At 67.3% G+C, this 18,699-nt stretch carries 19 protein-coding genes; 8 read left to right on the forward strand and 11 right to left on the reverse strand.

Going from position 1 to position 18,699, the window contains the following annotated elements:
* Positions 1-5 precede the first annotated feature (5 nt).
* Complete coding sequence (locus tag GGC47_RS07575; RefSeq protein WP_142021865.1) at positions 6-1,259, reverse strand: ABA4-like family protein; 1,254 nt, start codon at positions 1,257-1,259, stop codon at positions 6-8.
* Positions 1,260-1,363: 104 nt separating this feature from the next.
* Here GGC47_RS07575 and GGC47_RS07580 point away from each other — a divergent pair, with 104 nt between their 5' ends.
* The 7 genes from GGC47_RS07580 (at position 1,364) to GGC47_RS07610 (ending at position 10,115) form a co-directional block, all read left to right on the forward strand.
* A complete protein-coding gene (locus tag GGC47_RS07580; RefSeq protein WP_142021866.1) occupies positions 1,364-2,059 on the forward strand; it encodes a TetR/AcrR family transcriptional regulator in 696 nt (231 codons plus the stop codon).
* Between the two features lie 21 nt (positions 2,060-2,080).
* On the forward strand, positions 2,081-2,596 hold the full coding sequence (locus GGC47_RS07585; protein ID WP_248312502.1) for a SixA phosphatase family protein: 516 nt from the start codon (positions 2,081-2,083) through the stop codon (positions 2,594-2,596).
* A gap of 13 nt (positions 2,597-2,609) precedes the next feature.
* A complete protein-coding gene (locus GGC47_RS07590) occupies positions 2,610-4,055 on the forward strand; it encodes a YcjX family GTP-binding protein (RefSeq protein WP_038358678.1) in 1,446 nt (481 codons plus the stop codon).
* Between the two features lie 13 nt (positions 4,056-4,068).
* The gene (locus GGC47_RS07595) at positions 4,069-5,085 is read left to right on the forward strand and encodes a YcjF family protein (RefSeq protein WP_142021868.1); all 1,017 of its coding nucleotides are present in this window, start codon (positions 4,069-4,071) and stop codon (positions 5,083-5,085) included.
* Between the two features lie 176 nt (positions 5,086-5,261).
* Positions 5,262-6,662, forward strand: a complete 1,401-nt coding sequence (locus GGC47_RS07600) for a flagellar hook protein FlgE (RefSeq protein WP_112763938.1) — start codon at positions 5,262-5,264, stop codon at positions 6,660-6,662.
* Between the two features lie 56 nt (positions 6,663-6,718).
* Positions 6,719-8,590, forward strand: a complete 1,872-nt coding sequence (flgK, locus tag GGC47_RS07605; protein WP_142021869.1) for a flagellar hook-associated protein FlgK — start codon at positions 6,719-6,721, stop codon at positions 8,588-8,590.
* Positions 8,591-8,597: 7 nt separating this feature from the next.
* A complete protein-coding gene (locus GGC47_RS07610; RefSeq protein WP_142021870.1) occupies positions 8,598-10,115 on the forward strand; it encodes a flagellin in 1,518 nt (505 codons plus the stop codon).
* Positions 10,116-10,235: 120 nt separating this feature from the next.
* On the opposite strand, the gene flaF is transcribed toward GGC47_RS07610, so the two are convergent.
* The 8 genes from flaF to GGC47_RS07650 all read right to left on the reverse strand — a co-directional run bounded on the left by flaF (position 10,236) and on the right by GGC47_RS07650 (position 16,781).
* A complete protein-coding gene (gene flaF, locus GGC47_RS07615; protein WP_142021871.1) occupies positions 10,236-10,607 on the reverse strand; it encodes a flagellar biosynthesis regulator FlaF in 372 nt (123 codons plus the stop codon).
* The gene (gene flbT / locus GGC47_RS07620) at positions 10,591-10,983 is read right to left on the reverse strand and encodes a flagellar biosynthesis repressor FlbT (RefSeq protein WP_112763934.1); all 393 of its coding nucleotides are present in this window, start codon (positions 10,981-10,983) and stop codon (positions 10,591-10,593) included. Before flbT ends, flaF begins: the two co-directional genes overlap by 17 nt.
* 52 nt (positions 10,984-11,035) lie before the next feature.
* Entirely contained in the window at positions 11,036-12,370 is a 1,335-nt protein-coding gene (locus GGC47_RS07625; protein WP_038358672.1) for a flagellin N-terminal helical domain-containing protein, read from the reverse strand.
* 200 nt (positions 12,371-12,570) lie between these two features.
* Positions 12,571-13,890, reverse strand: a complete 1,320-nt coding sequence (locus GGC47_RS07630; RefSeq protein WP_133563245.1) for a flagellin N-terminal helical domain-containing protein — start codon at positions 13,888-13,890, stop codon at positions 12,571-12,573.
* Between the two features lie 259 nt (positions 13,891-14,149).
* Positions 14,150-14,602, reverse strand: a complete 453-nt coding sequence (locus tag GGC47_RS07635; RefSeq protein WP_142021872.1) for a flagellar protein FlaG — start codon at positions 14,600-14,602, stop codon at positions 14,150-14,152.
* A 214-nt stretch (positions 14,603-14,816) separates the two neighbouring features.
* Entirely contained in the window at positions 14,817-15,305 is a 489-nt protein-coding gene (locus tag GGC47_RS07640) for a hypothetical protein (RefSeq protein ID WP_142021873.1), read from the reverse strand.
* Between the two features lies 1 nt (position 15,306).
* Positions 15,307-15,648 (reverse strand): rod-binding protein, encoded by a 342-nt coding sequence (locus GGC47_RS07645; protein WP_038358668.1) that lies wholly within the window; start codon positions 15,646-15,648, stop codon positions 15,307-15,309.
* The gene (locus GGC47_RS07650) at positions 15,648-16,781 is read right to left on the reverse strand and encodes a flagellar basal body P-ring protein FlgI (protein WP_185747940.1); all 1,134 of its coding nucleotides are present in this window, start codon (positions 16,779-16,781) and stop codon (positions 15,648-15,650) included. The genes GGC47_RS07645 and GGC47_RS07650 overlap by 1 nt, the downstream gene beginning before the upstream one ends.
* A 279-nt stretch (positions 16,782-17,060) precedes the next feature.
* Here GGC47_RS07650 and GGC47_RS07655 point away from each other — a divergent pair, with 279 nt between their 5' ends.
* Entirely contained in the window at positions 17,061-17,468 is a 408-nt protein-coding gene (locus tag GGC47_RS07655) for a flagellar assembly protein FliX (protein WP_142021874.1), read from the forward strand.
* Positions 17,469-17,478: 10 nt separating this feature from the next.
* On the opposite strand, the gene GGC47_RS07660 is transcribed toward GGC47_RS07655, so the two are convergent.
* Complete coding sequence (locus GGC47_RS07660) at positions 17,479-18,093, reverse strand: hypothetical protein (RefSeq protein ID WP_112765332.1); 615 nt, start codon at positions 18,091-18,093, stop codon at positions 17,479-17,481.
* Positions 18,094-18,106: 13 nt separating this feature from the next.
* Positions 18,107-18,652 (reverse strand): 2,4'-dihydroxyacetophenone dioxygenase family protein, encoded by a 546-nt coding sequence (locus GGC47_RS07665; RefSeq protein ID WP_370956098.1) that lies wholly within the window; start codon positions 18,650-18,652, stop codon positions 18,107-18,109.
* Positions 18,653-18,699 lie beyond the last annotated feature (47 nt).

Raw genomic sequence — 18,699 nt, forward strand, 5'->3', positions numbered from 1 at the left:
CATCTTCAGCCGATGCCGAGCAGCGGACGGGCGTTCAACGCAGCGATGAGTGCCGCTGCGGTGATGCCGGCATAGACCAGGGCGAAGGCTTCGACGCTGCGCAGCGCTGCGGTGCGGCCAAGCAGCGAGGCGAAGAGCGCGAAGGCCGGCAGGATCTGCATGGCGTGCAGCGCCAGGAAATGGCCGAAGCGCAGGTCGCCGACGCTGAGCGACCAGCCGAAGAACGGGACGGCGGGCGCCGATGGCGGCAATGCGCCGACCGTATGTGATCCGGTCGCGCTGAGGACGACGCCCGACAGGATGCCGAGGACGGCTGTCAGGCCAAGGCCGAGGATGAGCGAGCGCCGCAGCGCCGGCGGGAGCGGCGCGGCGTCATGGCGGGCGAGGCCATAGGCGAGGATACCGCTGGCGGCCGTGAAGAGCACCGCTGCGATGCCCATCGCAGCATAGAGCGCGATGGCGAGCGCGCTCGCCTCATTGTAGTGCGAGGCTTCGGCGCGCGAGGCGCGCCAGGCGATGTAGATGATCTCGAAGGTGAGCAGGGCGATGACCGGCCGGACCGTGAAGCGGCCGAGCCACGAGCGCTGGAAGGCTTCACCGGTCAAAGGCAGGATGAGCGCGAAGGAAAAGAGGTAGATCGCGACCGAGATCTCGAACTTCAGCGGCTTGAGCCAGACATTGTCGCCGTTGAACAGGCGCGGATCGAGGGCGTAGGCGAGCGCGGTCGGGACTGCCAGCAGCAGCATCGCGATCCCTGCGGCGGTCAGCCGGGGCTCCCATTCGAGCGCGCGCAGCGGCGCCGGCAGCCGCGCCAGGAAACGCGGAATCCGATCTTCCGAGGCGATGGCGTGACTTGCCGCAAGAAGGAGGTAGAGCAGATAGCCGACCGGGCCGAAGAGGAAGGTCAGGGCGAGGACAGGCAGCATCGCTCCATGCGGCAGGCCCTCGCGCTGCGAGCGGCGCAGCAGCCAGGCGCCGATGAGGAGATCGAAGGCGAGATAATGCGCCCAGCCGGCGAGCAGCAGCGGCCGCGAGGCGAACAGGGCCGCGACATCGTCGAGCGAGGAGAAGCCGCCGCGCGCCTGATGCCAGTAGACACCGATCAGGACGAGATAGCCGAGCGACAGCAGGCTCGGGATGACCAGGCCGGCGAGGAACTGGCCGGCGCGCCAGCGCGGCGCCACGAGCAGCAACAGCCAGCCGCCAACGGCCAGCAGATTGGCCGCGGAAAAGGCGGCGTCCAGCGTCAAAGGTGGCATGACGACCTCCCAACTTGACAGTGTTCAGTTGCGGGACGGTTCTGACTCGCTATCTTGACGTCGTCAAGATTATTTTGACACTGTTAGGATTGGTGGAGTTGCCGATGGCCGAAGCGACGCCCCGGGCCATGCGCGAGCATTATCACCATGGCGCCTTGCGGCAGGCGATGATCGCGGCCGCGGAGGAGGTCCTGGCCGAGCGCGGGCTCGGCGGCTTTACCTTGCGCGAATGCGCCCGGCGGGCCGGGGTGTCGCCGGCGGCTCCCGCGCATCATTTCGGCAATCTCACCGGCCTGCTGACGGCGATCGCGACGCTGGGCTTCGACGATCTCTCGACGGCGATGGAGGCCGCAGTCGCGGCGGCGCAGGAGGCGGGGACCAGCCGGCTCGCCGCGATCGCACGGGCCTATGTCGAAACGGCGCTCGCCAATCCCGGGCGCTTCCGGGTCGTCTTCGGCCAGCGCGGAATAGACAGGGAGGACCCTGCCTTCCGGGCCGCCTCGACACGGGCTTTCGCCATCCTTGTGCGCGAAGTCCGGTTCGGCCGCGGCCTGCCGCCGCTTCAGCTTCCGGACGGGAAACCCAGCGCTGACGCCCTCGATCCCGAGCTGCCCGAGGTCCTGCTGGCCTGGTCGGCAGTGCATGGCTTCTCGACGCTGCTGATCGATGGCGCACTGGATTTCCTGGCGGAAGGCAGCCGGCAAGCTTTCCTCGACAGGCACGCGGCGCGGCTGTTCGGGCTGCTGACATCGGCGTTCCCGGCGATGCAAGGGCTCGCAAAAGCGGATGCCCGCGATTAGGTTCGTCGGATGCGACGCCTCATGCTTCTGCGCCATGCGAAATCGAACTGGCCCACCGGCGTGGCCGATCGGGACAGGCCGCTCGCCCCGCGAGGGCGCGAGGCGGCTCCGGTGATGGGGCGCTATCTCGCCGACGAGCTGCTGCTGCCGGACCTCGTGCTGATCTCGCCGGCCAAGCGCACGGTCGAGACCTGGGAGCTGGTCGCGCCGATGCTGCCGGAGAAGCCGGCGACGCAGTACGAACCGCGTATCTACGAGGCCAAACCCGGGGCGCTGCTCTATGTCGTGCAGGAGACGGAGCCCTCGGTCAGGACGCTGCTGATGATCGGCCACAATCCCGGATTCGAGGAGCTGGCGCGGCGTTTGGCCGGGCATGGCGACCGCTATGCGGCGGCGCGGATGAGCCAGAAATATCCGACGGCAGGCCTCGCGGTGATCGATTTCGCCATCGAGGATTGGCGCGATGTGGCGGAGCGGGGCGGGCGGCTCGACCGCTTCGTCACTCCCGCGTCGCTGGGCGAAGGCCCCGACGAATGAACGTCGTCGCATCGTGAGCGATACCTCCTATATCGATACCGCCCGCAATGCGGCGCTGGCCTTCGGCGACAGCCTGCTCGGGCTCGCGCGGCCGCGCCTGCGGCTCGGCGTCACCGGGCTGTCGCGTTCCGGCAAGACCGTGTTCACCACCGCCCTGATCCAGAACCTGATCGAAGGGGCGCGGCTGCCGGTGCTGAAGGCAGCATCGGAAGGGCGGATCGCTCGCGTGCGGCTGGTGCCGCAGCCCGATCCCGACGTGCCGCGCTTTCCCTATGAGGCGCATCGCGCCGCGATGAACGGGGCCGAGCGGCGCTGGCCGGACTCGACGCGGCGCATCTCGGAACTGCGCGTCGAGATCGACTATGAGCGGGCCTCGGGCTGGTTCAAGGGGCCGGCGACGCTGACGCTCGACATCGTCGATTATCCCGGCGAGTGGCTGCTCGACCTCGCCTTGATCGGACAGGACTACAAGAGCTGGTCGGCGCAAGCCGTGGCGGATGCGCGCAAGGCCCACCGCCGCGCGGCCGCAGCCGAATGGCTCGCCGATCTCGCCGGGCGCGATCCGGAGGGGCCTGCCGACGAGCTCGCGGCCGAGGCGGCGAGCGAGCGCTTCAAGGGCTATCTGGCGCGGCTCCGGGCCGACCCCGAGGCGGTGGCGGTGACGCCGCCCGGCCGGTTCCTGATGCCGGGCGATCTCGAGGGCTCGCCGGCGCTGACCTTCGCCCCGCTCGATCTCGGCCATGATCGCGAGCCCCGTCCCGATACGCTCGCCGGGCTGATGGCGGAGCGCTTCGAGGCCTATAAGCGCGTCGTGGTCACGCCCTTCTTCCGCGACCATTTCGCGAGGCTGGACCGGCAGATCGTGCTGGTCGACGTGCTGGCGGCGCTCGATGCCGGGGCGCCGGCGCTGGCCGATCTCGAAACCGCGCTGGGGCAGGCGCTCGCGGCCTTCTCGGTCGGGCGCAATTCCTGGCTCTCCAGCCTGTTCGCGCCGCGCATCGAGCGCGTGCTCTTTGCCGCGACCAAGGCCGACCATATCCATCATTCCAGCCATGACCGGCTCGCAGCTGTGATGTCGCTCCTGGTCTCGCGGGCGCTGACGCGGGCGCAGGGTGCGGGCGCGCAGGTCGAGGCGATGGCGCTGGCCGCCGTCAGGGCGACCCATGAGGTGCGCATCCGGCAGGGGCGCGAGGAATTGCCGGCCATCGCCGGCGTGCCGGAGGCGGGCGAGGAGATCGACGGGAAGGTCTTCGACGGCATCACGGAGGCTGCGATCTTTCCCGGCGAATTGCCGGAGCGGCCAGACGCGATCTTCGACCCGAAGGCGCGTTGGCAGATTAGGGCGCCGCGCTTCCGCCCGCCGCTGGTCGAGGCGGATGCGGGCGGGCGGCTGAAGCCGCCGCCGCAGATCCGCTTCGACCGGGCGCTCGAATTCCTGATCGGCGACAAGCTGGCCTGAGGAGGGCGCGGCGATGACGAAGGCACCGCGAGCGATCCTTCTGGGCGAGAAGGCTGCGCATGAGGTGGAGGTCGACGACGGCGTGATCCGGCAGGGCGATGTCGCCATCCTGCCCGAGAGCGAGCCGGTCGATGCGGCCGAGCCGGCGGCCGGGCCGGTGGCGAAACGAGCTTTTTCCTGGGGCTCGCTCTTCGTTGCCGGCCTGTCCGGCTTCCTGGCGCTGGCCGCTGGTGTCTGGGTCCAGAACACGATCTCGGCGCTGATGAGCCAGAACCCGGCGCTCGGCTATGCCGCGCTCGTCTGCGCAGCCATCGCGGCCTTTGCCTTGCTGGTGATGCTGGTGCGGGTGCTGCGCGACATCCTGCGCGAGCGCAAGGTCGAGTCGTTGCGCCAGCGCGGTGCGGATCTGCTCGTCGGCGGGACGACGGACGATGCCAAGGCGCTCGCCGGCGAACTCATCGGCCTCTACAAGGGCCGGGCGCAGACGGCGAAGGGCCGGGGCGAGCTCGAAGAGGCTATGCCGCAGCTTTTCGCGCCGCGCGACGTGCTGACCGTGGCCGAGCGCAGTCTGCTCGCGCCACTCGACGCCCAGGCAAAGGCTCAGATCGCGATCGCGGCGCGCAGGGTTTCGCTGGTCACGGCGGTGAGCCCGCGTGCGCTCGTCGACGTGCTCTTCGTCCTCGTCGCCTGCGCGCGGCTGCTGCGTGCCATCGCCGGCATCTATGCCGGGCGGCCCGGCACGCTCGGCCTGTTCAGGCTGGCGCGGCAAGTGCTCAACCATCTCGTGCTGACCGGCGGCATGGCGGCGGGCGATGCGGTGATCCAGCAGGTGCTGGGGCAGGGGCTCGCGGCGCGCCTTTCCGCCAAGCTCGGCGAAGGCGTCATCAACGGCATGCTGACCGCCCGGATCGGGCTCGCAGCGCTCGCGGTCTGCCGGCCGCTGCCCTTCGTCGAGGCCACGCCGCCGACGCTGTCGGACGTCGCGGGCGATCTCGCCTCCTGGCGCGGCAGCAAGGCCGAGGCGGAATAGACCCGGCAGAATCTGCCGGGGGTAGGCGTTTCTGCCCGGCGCGGACTGCCACGAAACCTCCTGTAAACGATCTAACTCACTGAAATGAAACGACCATGCCGGTGGCATGGCGCGTGCAGACTTCGCCGAGAGTTGTGGGCTGCCCCAGGGGGCATGCCGGTCCAGGCGAGGGTTCCATGGGTGTTTTCAGTGCGCTGACGACAGCGGTTTCGGGCATGCAGGCGCAGTCCTATGCGCTGGAGAACATTTCCGGCAACATCGCGAACTCGCGGACGACCGGCTACAAGCGGGTCGATACGACCTTCGCCGACCTGGTGCCGGATTCCGCGCTGAACCGCCAGACCGCCGGCTCGGTCGCCGCCTTCAGCCAGGCGACCAACTCGATCCAGGGCGATCTCAACGCCACGCGGATCGACACCAACGTCGCGATCAACGGCGACGGCTTCTTCGTGGTCGATCAGCGCAAGAGCGGCGTCGGCGCCAACACCCTGTTCGCCAACCAGAACCTCTACACCCGCCGCGGCGATTTCGACTTCGACGCCAATGGCTATCTGGTCAACGGCGCGGGGTACTATCTCAAGGGCCAGAAGATCGACCCGGTGACGGGCCAGCTCATCGGCACCCAGCCGGAGGTCCTGCGGATCACCAAGGACCAGTTCCCGGCCAAGGCCACGACCTCCATCGAGTACAGCGCCAACATCCCCGCCTATCCGAAGACCAACACTGCCGACAGCACCGTTCCCGGCTCCGAACTGCTGAACCCGGCGAGCTTCCCCACGAGCAATCCGCTCGCCACACCGGCCGGCACCGGCCTCGTCGTCGGCAGCGAGATCACCAGCTTCCTCAGCCAGTCGATTCCCGGCGGCTCGGTCACGGTCTACGACTCGCTCGGCAAGGCGACCAATGTCGAGCTGCGCTGGGCCAAGACGACGAATGCCTCCGCCGGTCCGCCGGCCACGGTCGACACCTGGAACCTCTTCGTCGCTGAAAATACGGGCGCGACCGGCGGCGCCGTGGCCTATCGCAACGCCAATGTGAACGTGACCTTCGATGCGACCGGCAAGATGGCGCTGCCTGCCGGCGGCACCATTCCGCTGCCGAACATGACGATCGGGGGCAACGCGATCACCGGCATCCAGCTCACGACCGATGGCGGCACCGCCCTGACCCAAAACGGCGACGTCAGCGGCCAGATCGATGCCCGCAGCATCCGGCAGGATGGCTACACGGCCGGCACGCTCGACCGCGTTTCGGTCTCGGCCGAGGGCCAGGTCATCGGCACCTTCTCGAACGGCCAGGTCGTCGCGATGGCACAGATCGCGGTGTCGCGCTTCAACGCCGACAACGCACTCAAGCGCCTCGACGGCGGTGCCTATGAGGAGACGATCGAGTCGGGTCCGCCGATCGTCGGGCTGGGCACCTCGCAGCTCGTGGGCGGCAGCGTGGAGCAGTCCAACACCGACATCGCCGACGAGTTCTCGAAGATGATCGTCACCCAGCAGGCCTATTCGGCCAACACCAAGGTCATCAGCACCGCGCAGGAGATGCTGACCGCGGTGTTCAACATCATCCGCTGACCGGCACGTCCGCGAAGGCGGTCCAGGAGGGCCGCCGATAACGACAGGAGTTGACGATGGGGCTGAGCACCTCCCTCAATACGGCGATCGGCGGGCTCAACGCCACCCAGGTCGGCATCGGCGTCGTCTCGCAGAACGTCGCCAATGCCGGAACGGCCGGCTATGTCCGCCGCGTCGTCTCGAACACCGACAGCCTGTCGGGGCTGACCATCGGCGTGCAGAGCACGCAGGTGCAGCGCCTGCTGGACACGATCGTCCAGAGCCAGCTCTGGCAGGAATCGGCGGGGTCCGGATACACCTCCACCCGCGCGAGCGCGCTCTCCAATCTCGACCAGCTCTATGGCGCGCCGGGCAGCTCGACCGCGCTCGACACGATCTACAACAACTTCACCAGCGCCCTGCAGGGCCTGCAGAACGATCCGTCGTCCTACAGCCTGCGCTCGCAGGTGCTCGACGCCGCCAACACGCTGGCGAAGCGGCTCAACGGGCTGTCCGATGGCGTGCAGGCCTTGCGCAGCCAGGCCGAGGCCGGCATCGGCGCCTCCGTGACCCGGGTCAACGACCTGCTCGGCGCGCTGACCAAGGTCAATGCCCGCGTCGTCGCCGCCCCGCACGACAACGCGACGGCAGCCCTCAAGGACCAGCGCGATCTGATCCTGTCCGAGCTGTCGCAATATGTCGACATCAAGACGACCGAGGATGCGCGCGGCTCGGTCAGCGTGGTCACCGGCTCGGGCACGCAGCTCTTCGACGGCCAGGCTGCGGTCACCTTCAGCTTCGACCAGCATTCCGATCTCCAGCCCGGCGATCAGTGGAGTTCCGATCCGACGAAGCGCGGCGTCGGCACGATCACGATGAAGGACGCCTCCGGCAACATGTCGGACGCGATCGCCAACAACGTGTTCAGGTCGGGCTCGATCGCCGCCAATATCGAGCTGCGCGACAAGTCGCTGGTGCAGGCCCAGGCCCAGCTCGACGAGATCGCCGCCCAGATGTCGAAGGCGCTCTCCGACCGCGAGATCGCGGGCACGCCCGCGACGGCGGGCGCCGCGAGCGGCTTCGACGTCGATATGACCGGCCTCCAGGCGGGCAACGCGATCACGCTCGACTACAAGGTCATGCCCGGCGGGCAGACCCAGCGTTTCACCTTCGTCAGGGTGGATTCCGCGGCTTCGCTGCCGCTGCCGGCCTCGGCGGGCGGCGACGCCAACAACCGCGTCGTCGGCATCGATTTCTCGGGCGGCCCGGCCTCCGTCGCGGCGCAGATCCAGGCGGCGGTCGGGCCCGGCTTCACCGTCTCCAACACCGGCTCGACCCTGCAGATCCTCGACGACGGCGCGGCCGGCACGCGCGACGTGGTCGGGCTCACGGCGCGGCCGACCAATACGGTGCTGTCATCGGCGGGCGGCACGGCCGAGCTGCCGTTCTTCGTAGACGGCTCTGCCGCCAAGGCCTTCACCGGCTCCTATGACGGCGGCTCGCAGACGGTCGGCTATGCCTCGCGCATCACGGTCAATCCCGGGCTGATCGCGGACCGCTCGCTGCTGACGGTCTACAGCACCAATCCGGCGACGGCGCAGGGCGACGCGACGCGCCCGCAGCTCATGCTCGAGCGCCTGACCAAGAGCCAGCGCGCCATCACCAACGCGACCGGCCTGGACGGCGGCACGTCGACGTCCAGCAGCACGGTCGGCAATCTCGTGCAGCGCGTCATCTCCACGCAGGGGCAGGCCGTCGAGAACGCGAAGCGGCTCGACGAGGGCCAGCAGGTCGCGCTGGCCTCGATCCAGAGCCGCTTCCAGCAGACCGCGCAGGTCAATGTCGACCAGGAAATGTCGCAGCTCATCGAGCTCCAGAACGCCTATGCCGCCAATGCCCGCATCATCTCCACGGTCAAGGAGATGATGGACATGCTGATGAGAGTGTGAGGCTGCCATGACCATCAACGCCTACGGCACCGGCGCCTATCGCGCTGCCAGGACCACGGACTTCGTCTCGCAGCGCGCGCAGTTCGACGATCTGCAGCGCCAGCTCGCGACCAAGGAGCGCAGCACCAGCTATGGCGGGCTCGGCGCCGACCGCACCGTCAGCCTGGACCTCAACGCCAAGATCACCACGCTGGATTCCTGGCTGGACGGCATCCAGCTCTCCAATACCAATCTGAAGCTCATGTCGAACGCGGTCAGCAACTTCGCGACGATGACGAGCGAGAGCCGCAACGACATGCGCTCGAACACCTATCTGGCGAGCTCGACCGGCCAGACCGCGCCGCAGGTGCTCGCGCAGGAAAAGTTCAAGCAGACGCTCGACCTGCTCAACACCAACGTCAACGGCCGCTACCTGTTTTCGGGCAAGACGTCGGATGTCGAGCCGGTGGCGGGCTTCGACGAGATCATGAATGGCGACGGTGCCGGCAAGGCCGGGCTGAAGCAGCTTATCGACGAGCGGCGCCAGGCCGATCTGGGCTCCGGCCTCGGCCGGCTGACCGCGGGAGGCGCCGGGACGACCGCGACGATCTCCGAGGAGGCGACGGTCCACCCCTACGGGTTCAAGCTGGCGAGCGCGGCGACGAGCTCGGCCGGGATCACGACGGCGCTGAACGCCGGCCCGCCCGCCGATCTCTCGATCAATGTCGCCGCTCAGCCGGCGGCCGGCGAGACCGTGACCATCGGCCTCAACCTGCCGGACGGCACGACCACCACGATCAAGCTGACAGCGCGCGCGACCGGCTCGCAGGGCTCGGACACGAACAGCTTCGAGATCGGCGCCGATACCAATGCCACGGCCGCCAATCTCAGGACGGCGATCTCGGCCGCGCTGGGGCAGGAGGCCAAGACCACGCTCTCGGCCGCCTCGTCCCAGGTCGCCGCTCAGGACTTCTTCGCCGGCAGCCCGAGCAACCCGCCCAAGCGCGTGCCGGGCCCGCCCTTCGACACGGCGACGGCGCCGCCGACCAATGCAGGCGCGGCCGCGACCACCGTGATCTGGTATCGCGGCGACGACGGCTCCGATCCGGCGCGCGGCACCTCGACCGTGCAGGTCGACCAGGGGCAGATCGTCGGCACCGGCGCCCGCGCGAACGAGCAGACGTTCCAGGTGGGGCTTGCCCAGTTCGCGATCATGGCGGCCGAGACCTTCCCGGCCGATGATCCCAATTCGCAGTCGCGCTACGAGGCGATGGCGGCGCGGGTCAGCGACAAGCTCGGCTTCGGCGGCACGACGCAGAAGCCGGCCGAGATCATCACCGAGCTCGGCTCGGCCCAGACGGCGCTCGACCGTGCCAAGGATCGCCATCAGAGCACCAAGGACTACCTGACCACGACCTTGTCCGGGGTCCAGAACGTCACCACCGAGGAGGTGGCGACGCAGATCCTCGCCCTGCAGACGCAGCTCCAGGCGAGCTATCAGGTGACCTCGATGCTCTCGAAGCTGACCTTGACGAATTATCTCTGAGCCGCGTCTGGTCCTGCGCTGGGCCCTCGTCGCGCGACAAGACGAAACCGCCGCTTCCGGGTCCGGAAGCGGCGGTTTCGTCAGTTCTGAGGCCGGTCGTGGCCGTGGAGACAGGTGCTCTCAGCGCCCGCGCAGTCCTGCGGCGATGTCGCGGTTGATGTTGACGAGAATGCCGAGGCCCTGCGGCTGCGGGTCGGCTGCGATCTTGAAGGTCTGGTTGAAGATGAAATTCGCCAGGCCGAGGATGTTGGTCTTGATGCCGACCGGCAGCGGGTTGTCCTCGGCGATCACCGCCGAGACGAGCAGGGTCCAGAGCCGGCGGTTATAGGTCAGCGCCTCGTCGAGGTCGTGCTCGCGGGCCTGCCAGTCGTCGGCGACGGCCTGCAGCCGGGTTGCGGCCTTGATCAGCAGGGAGGCTTCGAGTTCGCGGGGTGAAACGACGGATTGGGCCGTCTTGGCAGCGGCGGCGTAGGCGTTAAACCCGTTTTGCATGCTCGATCAGTTCCGCTTCGTAGGCGATCAGTTTCTTGGCGGCCTTGAGGGCTTTGTAGAGGTCGTCGCTTAAGATGCGGTTATTGATCTCATGAACATACGGCAGAGCGCTGGGCGCCGCCTGGACGAAATCGCGCACGAGCTGGAAATAGGTTTCGTGCTCGTGCGTCGGATCCTGGGCGAGATACATCAGCTGGATGGCGAAATAGATCTTCTTCGCCGGGCTGTCCGCGGTCGCGGCGGTGAGAATGTCCTTTTCGCGCAGGATCGGGGCGTCGCCCTCGATGAAGAAGCGCGTGCGCTGCTCGTCGTTGCGGATCACCACCTGACCGATGATGATCCGTTCGCGCGGCTTGAGCTCGACCTTGAGAGCCATGTCTGTCCTGCCTTCTGGCCGAGGGGAGAGGGACGAAGCGAACCCGAAGGCGTCAGCCGAACAGGCGCAGCACGCCCTGGTCGGCCTGGTTCGCCAGCGACAGCGCGGTCTGCGAGAGCTGCTGGCGGGTATTGAGCGCCAGGAGGCTCGCGCCTTCCTCGTTCGGGTCGGCCAGGACGAGGTTGCCCGCGCCGGTGGTCAGGACGTTGGCCAGCTCCTTGGTGAAGTCCTGCCGGGTCTGGGCGACCGAGAGGTTGGAGCCCAGGGTCGAGGAGAGCGACTTCAGCGAGGTCAGCGCGCCGGTGAGAGCGGCGGTCGCCTTGTCGAGGTCGGCATCGTTCTGGAAGTTGATGAAACCCGCGAGCTGGGTGTTGATGGCTTGGCTGATGCCGAGATTGTCGGCGGTCAGCGTCGAGCCCTGGATGTCGAGCTTGGTCTGGTTCTTGCCGGTCTTCTCGTTGAACTGGATTGAGAGCCGGTCGCCGGCGAGCAGGTTGACGCCGTTGAAGCTCGAATCCTTGGCGAGATCGTCGATCTTGTTGCGCAGGTCGTTGTACTGGTCGATCAGGTTCGAACGCACCGAGGAGGTGATGTTCTGGCCCTTGATCGCGCCGGCTGCGGTGGCATCGGCAGCGAGATAGCCGAAGGCGGTGTTGGCGCTGCCGGTTCCGGCGGCGGTGACGGCCGCGGCGGCCGAGGTTCCGGAACCGATGCCGAACTGGACGTCGTCCGAGCCGTTGCCCTTGACGTTGAGCTGGCCCTTCTCGTCGACGAAGGCGGTCGCGATGCCCGACTTGTTGATCTCGTTGACGACGTCGCGGACCGTGGCGTTGGCCGAGCTGAAAGAGGCCGTATAGGTATTGCTGCCGCTGGTGATCGAGATCGCCAGATTGGTGTCGGTGTTGGCGATGCCGAGATCGCCGGAGCTGGTCGCGGTCGCGGCATCGGCGGCGCCCGCGGTGCCACCGGCGATATCGATGACGTGCTTGTCGAGCGCGATGTCCTTCAGGCTCTTGCTGGTCACGGCGGTTTCCGCCGCGGTCGCCAGCGCCGTTCCGGCCTTGGTCGGGCGGTTCTGGGCTGCGTCGGCCTGGGCCTGCTTGACCGTCGATTGCAGGGACTGGACCAGCTTGGTGATGCCGTCGATGCCCTTGGAGGCGGCCTGGATGGTCTGGATGCCGTTCGAGATGCCGTCGAGCAGGCCGGTGAGCTGGCTCGAACGATCGTTCAGCGACAGGGCAGTGAAGTAGTTCACCGGATTGTCGATCGCGGAGTTGACCTTCTTGCCGGTGGCGAGACGGTTCTGGATGACGCTCTGCTGGGCCGTGGTCTGCTGCAGCGTCAACAGGTTGTTGCGCACTCCGCTGGAAAGGATCGTGTTGGCCATCTTCGGTCCCCTGAACGCGCGACTGCGGCGCGATGCAACCTGATTTCAGGGGCAATCATCACTCGTTAGGGATAACAAAAGGTTAATCACGGCCCGATCCGGTTACTGGGCCGCAACGAAAAAGCGGCGGAGCCGAAGCTCCGCCGCCCTTTGATTTCGCCCCGCGTTCTGCGGGCTGATCCGCTTCTGCGGACCGAAGATCAGAACAGGCGCAGGACGCCCTGGTCGGCCTGGTTCGAGAGCGACAGCGCCGTCTGCGAGAGCTGCTGACGGGTCTGCAGCGCGAGCAGGTTGGCGGCTTCCGCGTTCTGGTCGACATTGACCAGGTTGGAGGCGCCAGTGCTCAGCACATCCGACAGGTCCTTGGTGAAGTCCTGACGGGCCTGTGCAACCGAGAGGTTGGCGCCGAACGTCGACGACAACGACTTCAGCGAGGTCAAGGCACCGGTGAGGGACTTGGTCGCGGCTTCGAGGTCGGCGTCGTTCTGGAAGTTGACCTGGCCGGCGAGCTGGGTGTTGCCAGCCTTGACGATACCGAGGTTGTCGGAGGTGACGTCCGAACCCTGGATGTCGAGCTTGGTCTGGTTCTTGCCGGTCTTTTCGTTGAACTGGATCGAGAGACGGTCGCCCTTCAGCAGGTTGATGCCGTTGAAGCTCGAATCCTTGGCGAGATCGTCGATCTTGTCGCGCAGGTCATTATACTGGTCGATCAGGTTCGAGCGCACCGAGGAGGTGATGCTCTGGCCCTTGATCGCGCCGGCGGCGGTCGCGTCAGCTGCCAGGAAGCCGATCGCGGTGTTGTTCGTGCCGGTGCCGGCCGCGGTCGCGGCTGCGGCCGCATCGGCGCCGACGCCGAAGCCGAACTGGACGTCGTCCGAGCCGTTGCCCTTGACGTTGAGCTGGCCCTTTTCGTCGACGAAAGCCGTGGCAATGCCCGACTTGTTGATCTCGTTGACGACATCGCGAACCGTCGCGTTGGCGTTGGCAAAGCTCGCCGTATAGGTCGTGCTGCCGGAGGTGATCGAGATCGCGGCCTGGGGCGAAGCGCTCGTGTCGATGCCGAGGTCACCCGAGGAGGTGGCGGTGGCAGCGTCAGCGGTGGCATCGGCGCCGGCGATCTTCTTGTCGAGCGCGATGTCCTTCAGGCTCTTCGAGGTCGCGACCTGCTCCGCCGCGGTGGCAAGAGCCCCGCCGGCCTTGGTCGGGCGGTTCTGGGCCGCGTCCGACTGAGCCTGCTTGATGGTCGACTGCAGGGAGTTCACCAGCTTGGTGATGCCGTCGATGCCCTTGGAGGCGGCCTGGATGGTCTGGATGCCGTTCGACATGCCGTCGAGCAAGCCCGTGAGCTGGCTGGAGCGGTCGTTCAGCGAAGCAGCGGTGAAGTAGTTGACCGGGTTGTCGACTGCGGTGTTGACCTTCTTGCCCGTCGCCAGCCTGTACTGGGAAGCCTGGGCCTGGGCGGTGATCGACTGCAGCGACGAGAGAGCGTTGCGCACGCCCGGGTTGAGAGAAACGGCCATCTGTTTTTACCTTCTGGTATGATGCCTTCTGGCGCCCGGACCGTTCTGGCCAGGACGAGGCGACCTTGAGGCGGCAGCCCGTAACAATCGGTAAATTTCCCGCCGCGAATTGAATGCAAGGCGGGGCTCGTCGGGCGATGGTTAAGCATGCGCTAACCGCCGTCGATCTCCCGACCTGGCGATCATGTGCCGACGTAAAAAAGCCCGCGCGGGGCGCGGGCGTCATGCCGATGATGGTTGGAACGGAAGGGCGGAGCCGTCAGGCCGTCCGCTCGATCCGGTGGCGGGCCTCTTCGGCCTCGCGTGCCCGCTCGCCGAGTTCGCGGGAATAGGCGCGGAGCTTCAGCAAGGTCTCGTCCGGGAGCTGCGAGATCGTCTCGCCGGTCTCGCGATCCTTCTTCTGCAGCACGACAGCACGGGTCTTCGGATCGATGATGAGCTTGCGCTCGACGCCCTCGTCGATCGTCTTGTCGGCGAGGCGTCCGTTCTGCGCGTTGGCGAAGGCGCGCTGCTCGCCGGCTGCGCGGCTGCGGGCGTCACGCTGCTGCGCGCCGACATCGACATGGACGGCGTCGCCGGCCGGGGCGGACTGGACGGTCTTCTCGGGAGGGAGCTCGACGGCGACGCTGCCGGGCCGGGCGATGACGTCGGCGCGTGCGACGACAGGTGCGCCGGCTGGAGCAGCCACCCTCGGGGCATTGCCAAAGTCCATGTCGCACTCCTTCTGGAGCTTTCAACGGCACCGTCGTGCCGCCAGGCGTCGTCGTCGCGGACTGGATGCACCAATCCGATCCTGACGATAATGCCGGAAATGATTGAATCCGGCGTTAGGAAATTAGGTAAATATTGACGGTTGCCGTGGCAGCGGCCCGCCGCCGCCGTTCCCTTGGTCGCCGCCTGGAACGGCGTGACCGGCCCATCCGGCCCTAGAGCCGCCGCGATACCACCAGCGGACCGGAATTGGGGCGCGCGAAGACGCCAGCGCCGACCGTGGCGGCCGGTCCGTAGCCATTGGCGCGCATCGGCTTGTTGGCGTCGGCGGCGAGATCGCGGATCACCGATTCCGAGACGGCGCGGGCCGTCGCCAGGACCAGCTGGTTGGTCTCGATGAGATTCTGGAAGGCGTGATGCGCTTCCTTCAGCCGCTTCACCTGATCGGGCGCGAAGCGGGCCAGCGCCACGGCGTTGAGCTTCACCTGCTCGACGCCGCGCATATAGGTGCCGGCGAGCTCGGCCTTGCGCGGCTCGCGTGTCATCGCCTCGGGCAGGCGGCCGACGCGCACGAGCTCGGTCTCCTCGCCGACGAGATGGGCGAGGGCGGACAGCGCATCGAGCACGTTCTCGATCAGCGCCCGGGCGTCGCTGGCGCCCGAGACGCGCGGCCGCTCGTCGAGAATGCGTTCAGCCACCGACATGTCAGGCTCCCTTCGAGGCCTGGGCCTGGAGGCTCAGCATCTCGCGCATGATCTGGTCGGAGACGCCGATGCCGCCGGATTTCTGGATCTGCTTGGCGTATTGCTGGGTGAGCTGCGAGCGCCAGACGTCGCCGCCCGTGCCGTTCTCGCCGAGCGGACCCTCCGCGCCCATGTTGGTGAACATGTGCTGGGTCATCTGCTCGAGGAACATCGTCTCGAAATCATCGGCCTGCTTCTTGGCCTTGGCCTTGGCCGGGTCCAGCGCGTTGGCAATGCCGTCGACGACCTTGCCGGCGACGCCGAGCGCCAGATTGGCGGCGGGGAGGGCGAGAGCGGCAGTCATCACATCACCTCGATTTCGGCCTGCAGCGCGCCCGCCGACTTGATGGCCTGGAGGATGGAAATCAGGTCGCGCGGGCCGATACCGAGGGCGTTGAGCCCATCGACGAGCTCGGCCAGTGTCACGCTTTCCTTGACGAGGGCGAGCTTGTTGCCGCCTTCGGTGTCGACCTTGACGCTGGTGCGCGGCGTCACGACCGTCTGTCCGCGCGAGAAGGGCTCGGGCTGCGAGACCTGGGGCTGCTCGCTGATCGTAACGGTGAGGTTGCCCTGCGCCACCGCGACGGTGGAGACGCGCACGTCCTTGCCCATGACGATGATGCCGGAGCGCTCGTCGATGACGACGCGGGCGCCCTGGTCGGGCTCGACGCGCAGCTGCTCGATGTCGGTGAGCAGCTTGATCATGTTGCCCTTGAAGCGGGGCGGGATCTGCAGGGCGACGGTCGAGGGGTCGGTCGGCTCGGCGGAATCGCCGCCGATGAAATCGTTGATCGCGGCGGCGACGCGGCGCGCGGTGGTCAGGTCCGGATTGCGCAGCGACAGGCGCAGCGTCTGGAGCTTGTTCAGCGCGAAGTCGATCTCGCGCTCGACCACGCCGCCATTGGCGATGCGCCCGACGGTGGGCACGCCGCGGGTGATCTTGCTGGCCTCGCCCTCGGCCGAGAAGCCGGAGATCGCGACCGGCCCCTGCGAGACGGCGTAGACCTCGCCATCGGCGCCGAGCAGTGGCGTCACCAGCAGCGTGCCGCCCTGAAGCGACTTGGAATCGCCCATGGCGGAGACGGTGACGTCGACGCGGGTGCCCTGGGTGGCGAAGGGCGGCAGATTGGCCGTCACCATCACGGCGGCGACGTTGGCGGTGCGCATGTTGGCGCCGCGGGTGTTGACGCCGAGCCGCTCCAGCATCGCCTGCAGCGACTGCTTGGTGAAGGGCGTGTTGTTGAGCGTGTCGCCGGTGCCGTTGAGGCCGACGACGATGCCGTAGCCGAGCAGCTGGTTGGTGCGGACGCCCTCGACCGAGGCGAGGTCCTTGATGCGGGAAAGCGCGAAGGCGGGCTGCGCCGGCAGGCTGAGGCCGAGCGCGAGCAGGCCGACCAGCGGCCGCATCAGCAATCTCAGGACAGGCAGGCGAAACATGCGGCTTCCGATGTTGGTGAGCGAATCTCGGTTTCGCCTTGCGAGCGCCGTGCCAGATCGCGAAAAATCGAAAAGCCTTGTTTGTCAGTCGTTTGGAGTTTCAGTTCAGTCTGGTGCCAGGAAGATCGGGCGGCCGTTCCTGCCGGGGCGGCAGTTTCTGCCGGGTGATTTACCGGCTGTTAACCGTGCCGAGGCAAGCTTTCGTTAACTGTTGAGTTCACGCATCCGATCGCCGGGAACGAGCTTCCCATTCCGGTTCGATGCTCCAGCGAGGCCGCCATGATCAGGATCGACCAGCGCGCGCCCGTCTCCAACGCCGGCTCGGCCGGTTCCGCGAGGCGCACGGGCGGCGCGTCCTTCACGCTTCCGACATCCGACAGCGAGGCGCCGGCCCGCAGCGCCGGCGTCGCCGCGGCCGGCCCGCTCGACATGCTGCTGGCGGTGCAGGCCGATGAGGACCAGCAGGAGCGCAAGCGCCGCCAGGCCCGGCGCGGCCATGACCTGCTCGACGGGCTCGACCGGCTGAAGGCCGCGCTGCTCGCGGGGCGCGTCCTGCCTTCGGAGTTGGAGCGGATCAGGAACGCGCTGGCACTCAGGCGCGAAACGACCGACGACCCGCGCCTCGACGAGGTGCTCGCCCATATCGAACTGCGCGCGGCGGTGGAGCTGGCGAAGCTCGGGCGCTGAGGGGGGCGCGTTACCGCTTCGTGCCCAGGGAGGGGCTGGGAAGCGTCTGCGCCGCCAAGCGCTTGATCTCGTCGGAACGGAAAGTCTTCAGACGGCCAAGAAATGCACCGATCGCCTCGTTCCCGTAGGCGCGATGGCTGATCGCGAAAAGCAGGACGCCGGAGCGGCCGTTCGCACCTTTGAAGGAAGCATAGCGATAGGCGTTCCATTCGGCGATTTCGCCGCCTTGCGCGTCACGGCCGCCGATCAGGAAATCGACGATGATCTCGCCGCTCTGCTTGTTCTCGATAACGGCGAGGTTGGCGAGCGGATCCTTGCCCTTGCGGGCGTTGATCGTCCGTACCTGTGCGGAGGCCGCGCTCGCGACGCTGCCTCCTTCGAGCAGTTCGACGAGAAGCATCCGCCCATAGCGCTCGACCGTCTGGCCGGCAGGCAGATATTCCTGCTTGTAATAGGCCGGTGTCGGCTGTGCGCTCCAGGCCAGTGCATAGGGCGTTCCGGCGAAGGAGAGGGGGCCTGGCACGCCGATCCGGTCGATGGCCTCAGCGCCAGCGGGCACGGCCAGCACCGCCGACAAGGCGACGGTCGCAGCTTGGATGGCTTGCCGTCTCGTGGCGCGAACCATCTGCCCTCCCAGCTCAGCGAATGAACTGGTCGACATACTCCGCGCCGAGGCCGTTCTGCGCATAATGCGCCCGGCATTTGTCGATGCGGGTGAAGACGTCGTCATAGCCCAGGCATTTGCCGTCCGGATCGACATAGATCATCGCGCCGTTGACCTGGAACATGGTGATCATCTCCTCGACATCGGGATCGACCACCAGCGTATGCGTCTCGCCCGGCGCCTCGTAGACATAGGAGCCCTCGGTCGCGACCCAGTCATGCTCCAGGTAGCGCCATTGGCCCTTCAGCACATAGCCATGCACCGGCAGCGGGTGGCGGTGGCGCGAGAGCACGCCGGCGCGGCGGACCTTGAGCAGGTTCATCCAGTAGCCGCGCGAGGTGCACAGCAGCAGGGGACGGAACCAGACATTGTCGTCGACCGGCACCCAGACACGCTCATCCGTCGGGATGACGTTCGGCACGATCAGCTCCGGCGGCGATTCCTTCGGCTGGGGATGGCGATAGGGCGTCCAGCGCTCCTCCTGCGTGGCCGTGACGGGCATGGGACTCGTCGAGGTCATGGCGTGTCTCCCGTGTTGAGTTCTTGATTCAAATGCCGCTCGAACTG

The sequence above is a fragment of the Allobosea sp. OAE752 genome (genome assembly GCF_050433265.1).
Taxonomy (GTDB): Bacteria; Pseudomonadota; Alphaproteobacteria; order Rhizobiales; family Beijerinckiaceae; genus Allobosea; species Allobosea spartocytisi.

Coding starts and splice junctions, on each gene's coding strand:
- GGC47_RS07575 (WP_142021865.1), bottom strand. CDS start 1,259: ATGCCACCTTTGACGCTGGACGCCGCCTTTTCCGCGGCCAATCTGCTG.
- GGC47_RS07580 (WP_142021866.1), top strand. CDS start 1,364: ATGGCCGAAGCGACGCCCCGGGCCATGCGCGAGCATTATCACCATGGC.
- GGC47_RS07585 (WP_248312502.1), top strand. CDS start 2,081: ATGCTTCTGCGCCATGCGAAATCGAACTGGCCCACCGGCGTGGCCGAT.
- GGC47_RS07595 (WP_142021868.1), top strand. CDS start 4,069: ATGACGAAGGCACCGCGAGCGATCCTTCTGGGCGAGAAGGCTGCGCAT.
- GGC47_RS07600 (WP_112763938.1), top strand. CDS start 5,262: ATGGGTGTTTTCAGTGCGCTGACGACAGCGGTTTCGGGCATGCAGGCG.
- flgK (WP_142021869.1), top strand. CDS start 6,719: ATGGGGCTGAGCACCTCCCTCAATACGGCGATCGGCGGGCTCAACGCC.
- GGC47_RS07610 (WP_142021870.1), top strand. CDS start 8,598: ATGACCATCAACGCCTACGGCACCGGCGCCTATCGCGCTGCCAGGACC.
- flaF (WP_142021871.1), bottom strand. CDS start 10,607: ATGCAAAACGGGTTTAACGCCTACGCCGCCGCTGCCAAGACGGCCCAA.
- flbT (WP_112763934.1), bottom strand. CDS start 10,983: ATGGCTCTCAAGGTCGAGCTCAAGCCGCGCGAACGGATCATCATCGGT.
- GGC47_RS07625 (WP_038358672.1), bottom strand. CDS start 12,370: ATGGCCAACACGATCCTTTCCAGCGGAGTGCGCAACAACCTGTTGACG.
- GGC47_RS07630 (WP_133563245.1), bottom strand. CDS start 13,890: ATGGCCGTTTCTCTCAACCCGGGCGTGCGCAACGCTCTCTCGTCGCTG.
- GGC47_RS07635 (WP_142021872.1), bottom strand. CDS start 14,602: ATGGACTTTGGCAATGCCCCGAGGGTGGCTGCTCCAGCCGGCGCACCT.
- GGC47_RS07640 (WP_142021873.1), bottom strand. CDS start 15,305: ATGTCGGTGGCTGAACGCATTCTCGACGAGCGGCCGCGCGTCTCGGGC.
- GGC47_RS07645 (WP_038358668.1), bottom strand. CDS start 15,648: ATGACTGCCGCTCTCGCCCTCCCCGCCGCCAATCTGGCGCTCGGCGTC.
- GGC47_RS07650 (WP_185747940.1), bottom strand. CDS start 16,781: ATGTTTCGCCTGCCTGTCCTGAGATTGCTGATGCGGCCGCTGGTCGGC.
- GGC47_RS07655 (WP_142021874.1), top strand. CDS start 17,061: ATGATCAGGATCGACCAGCGCGCGCCCGTCTCCAACGCCGGCTCGGCC.
- GGC47_RS07660 (WP_112765332.1), bottom strand. CDS start 18,093: ATGGTTCGCGCCACGAGACGGCAAGCCATCCAAGCTGCGACCGTCGCC.
- GGC47_RS07665 (WP_370956098.1), bottom strand. CDS start 18,652: ATGACCTCGACGAGTCCCATGCCCGTCACGGCCACGCAGGAGGAGCGC.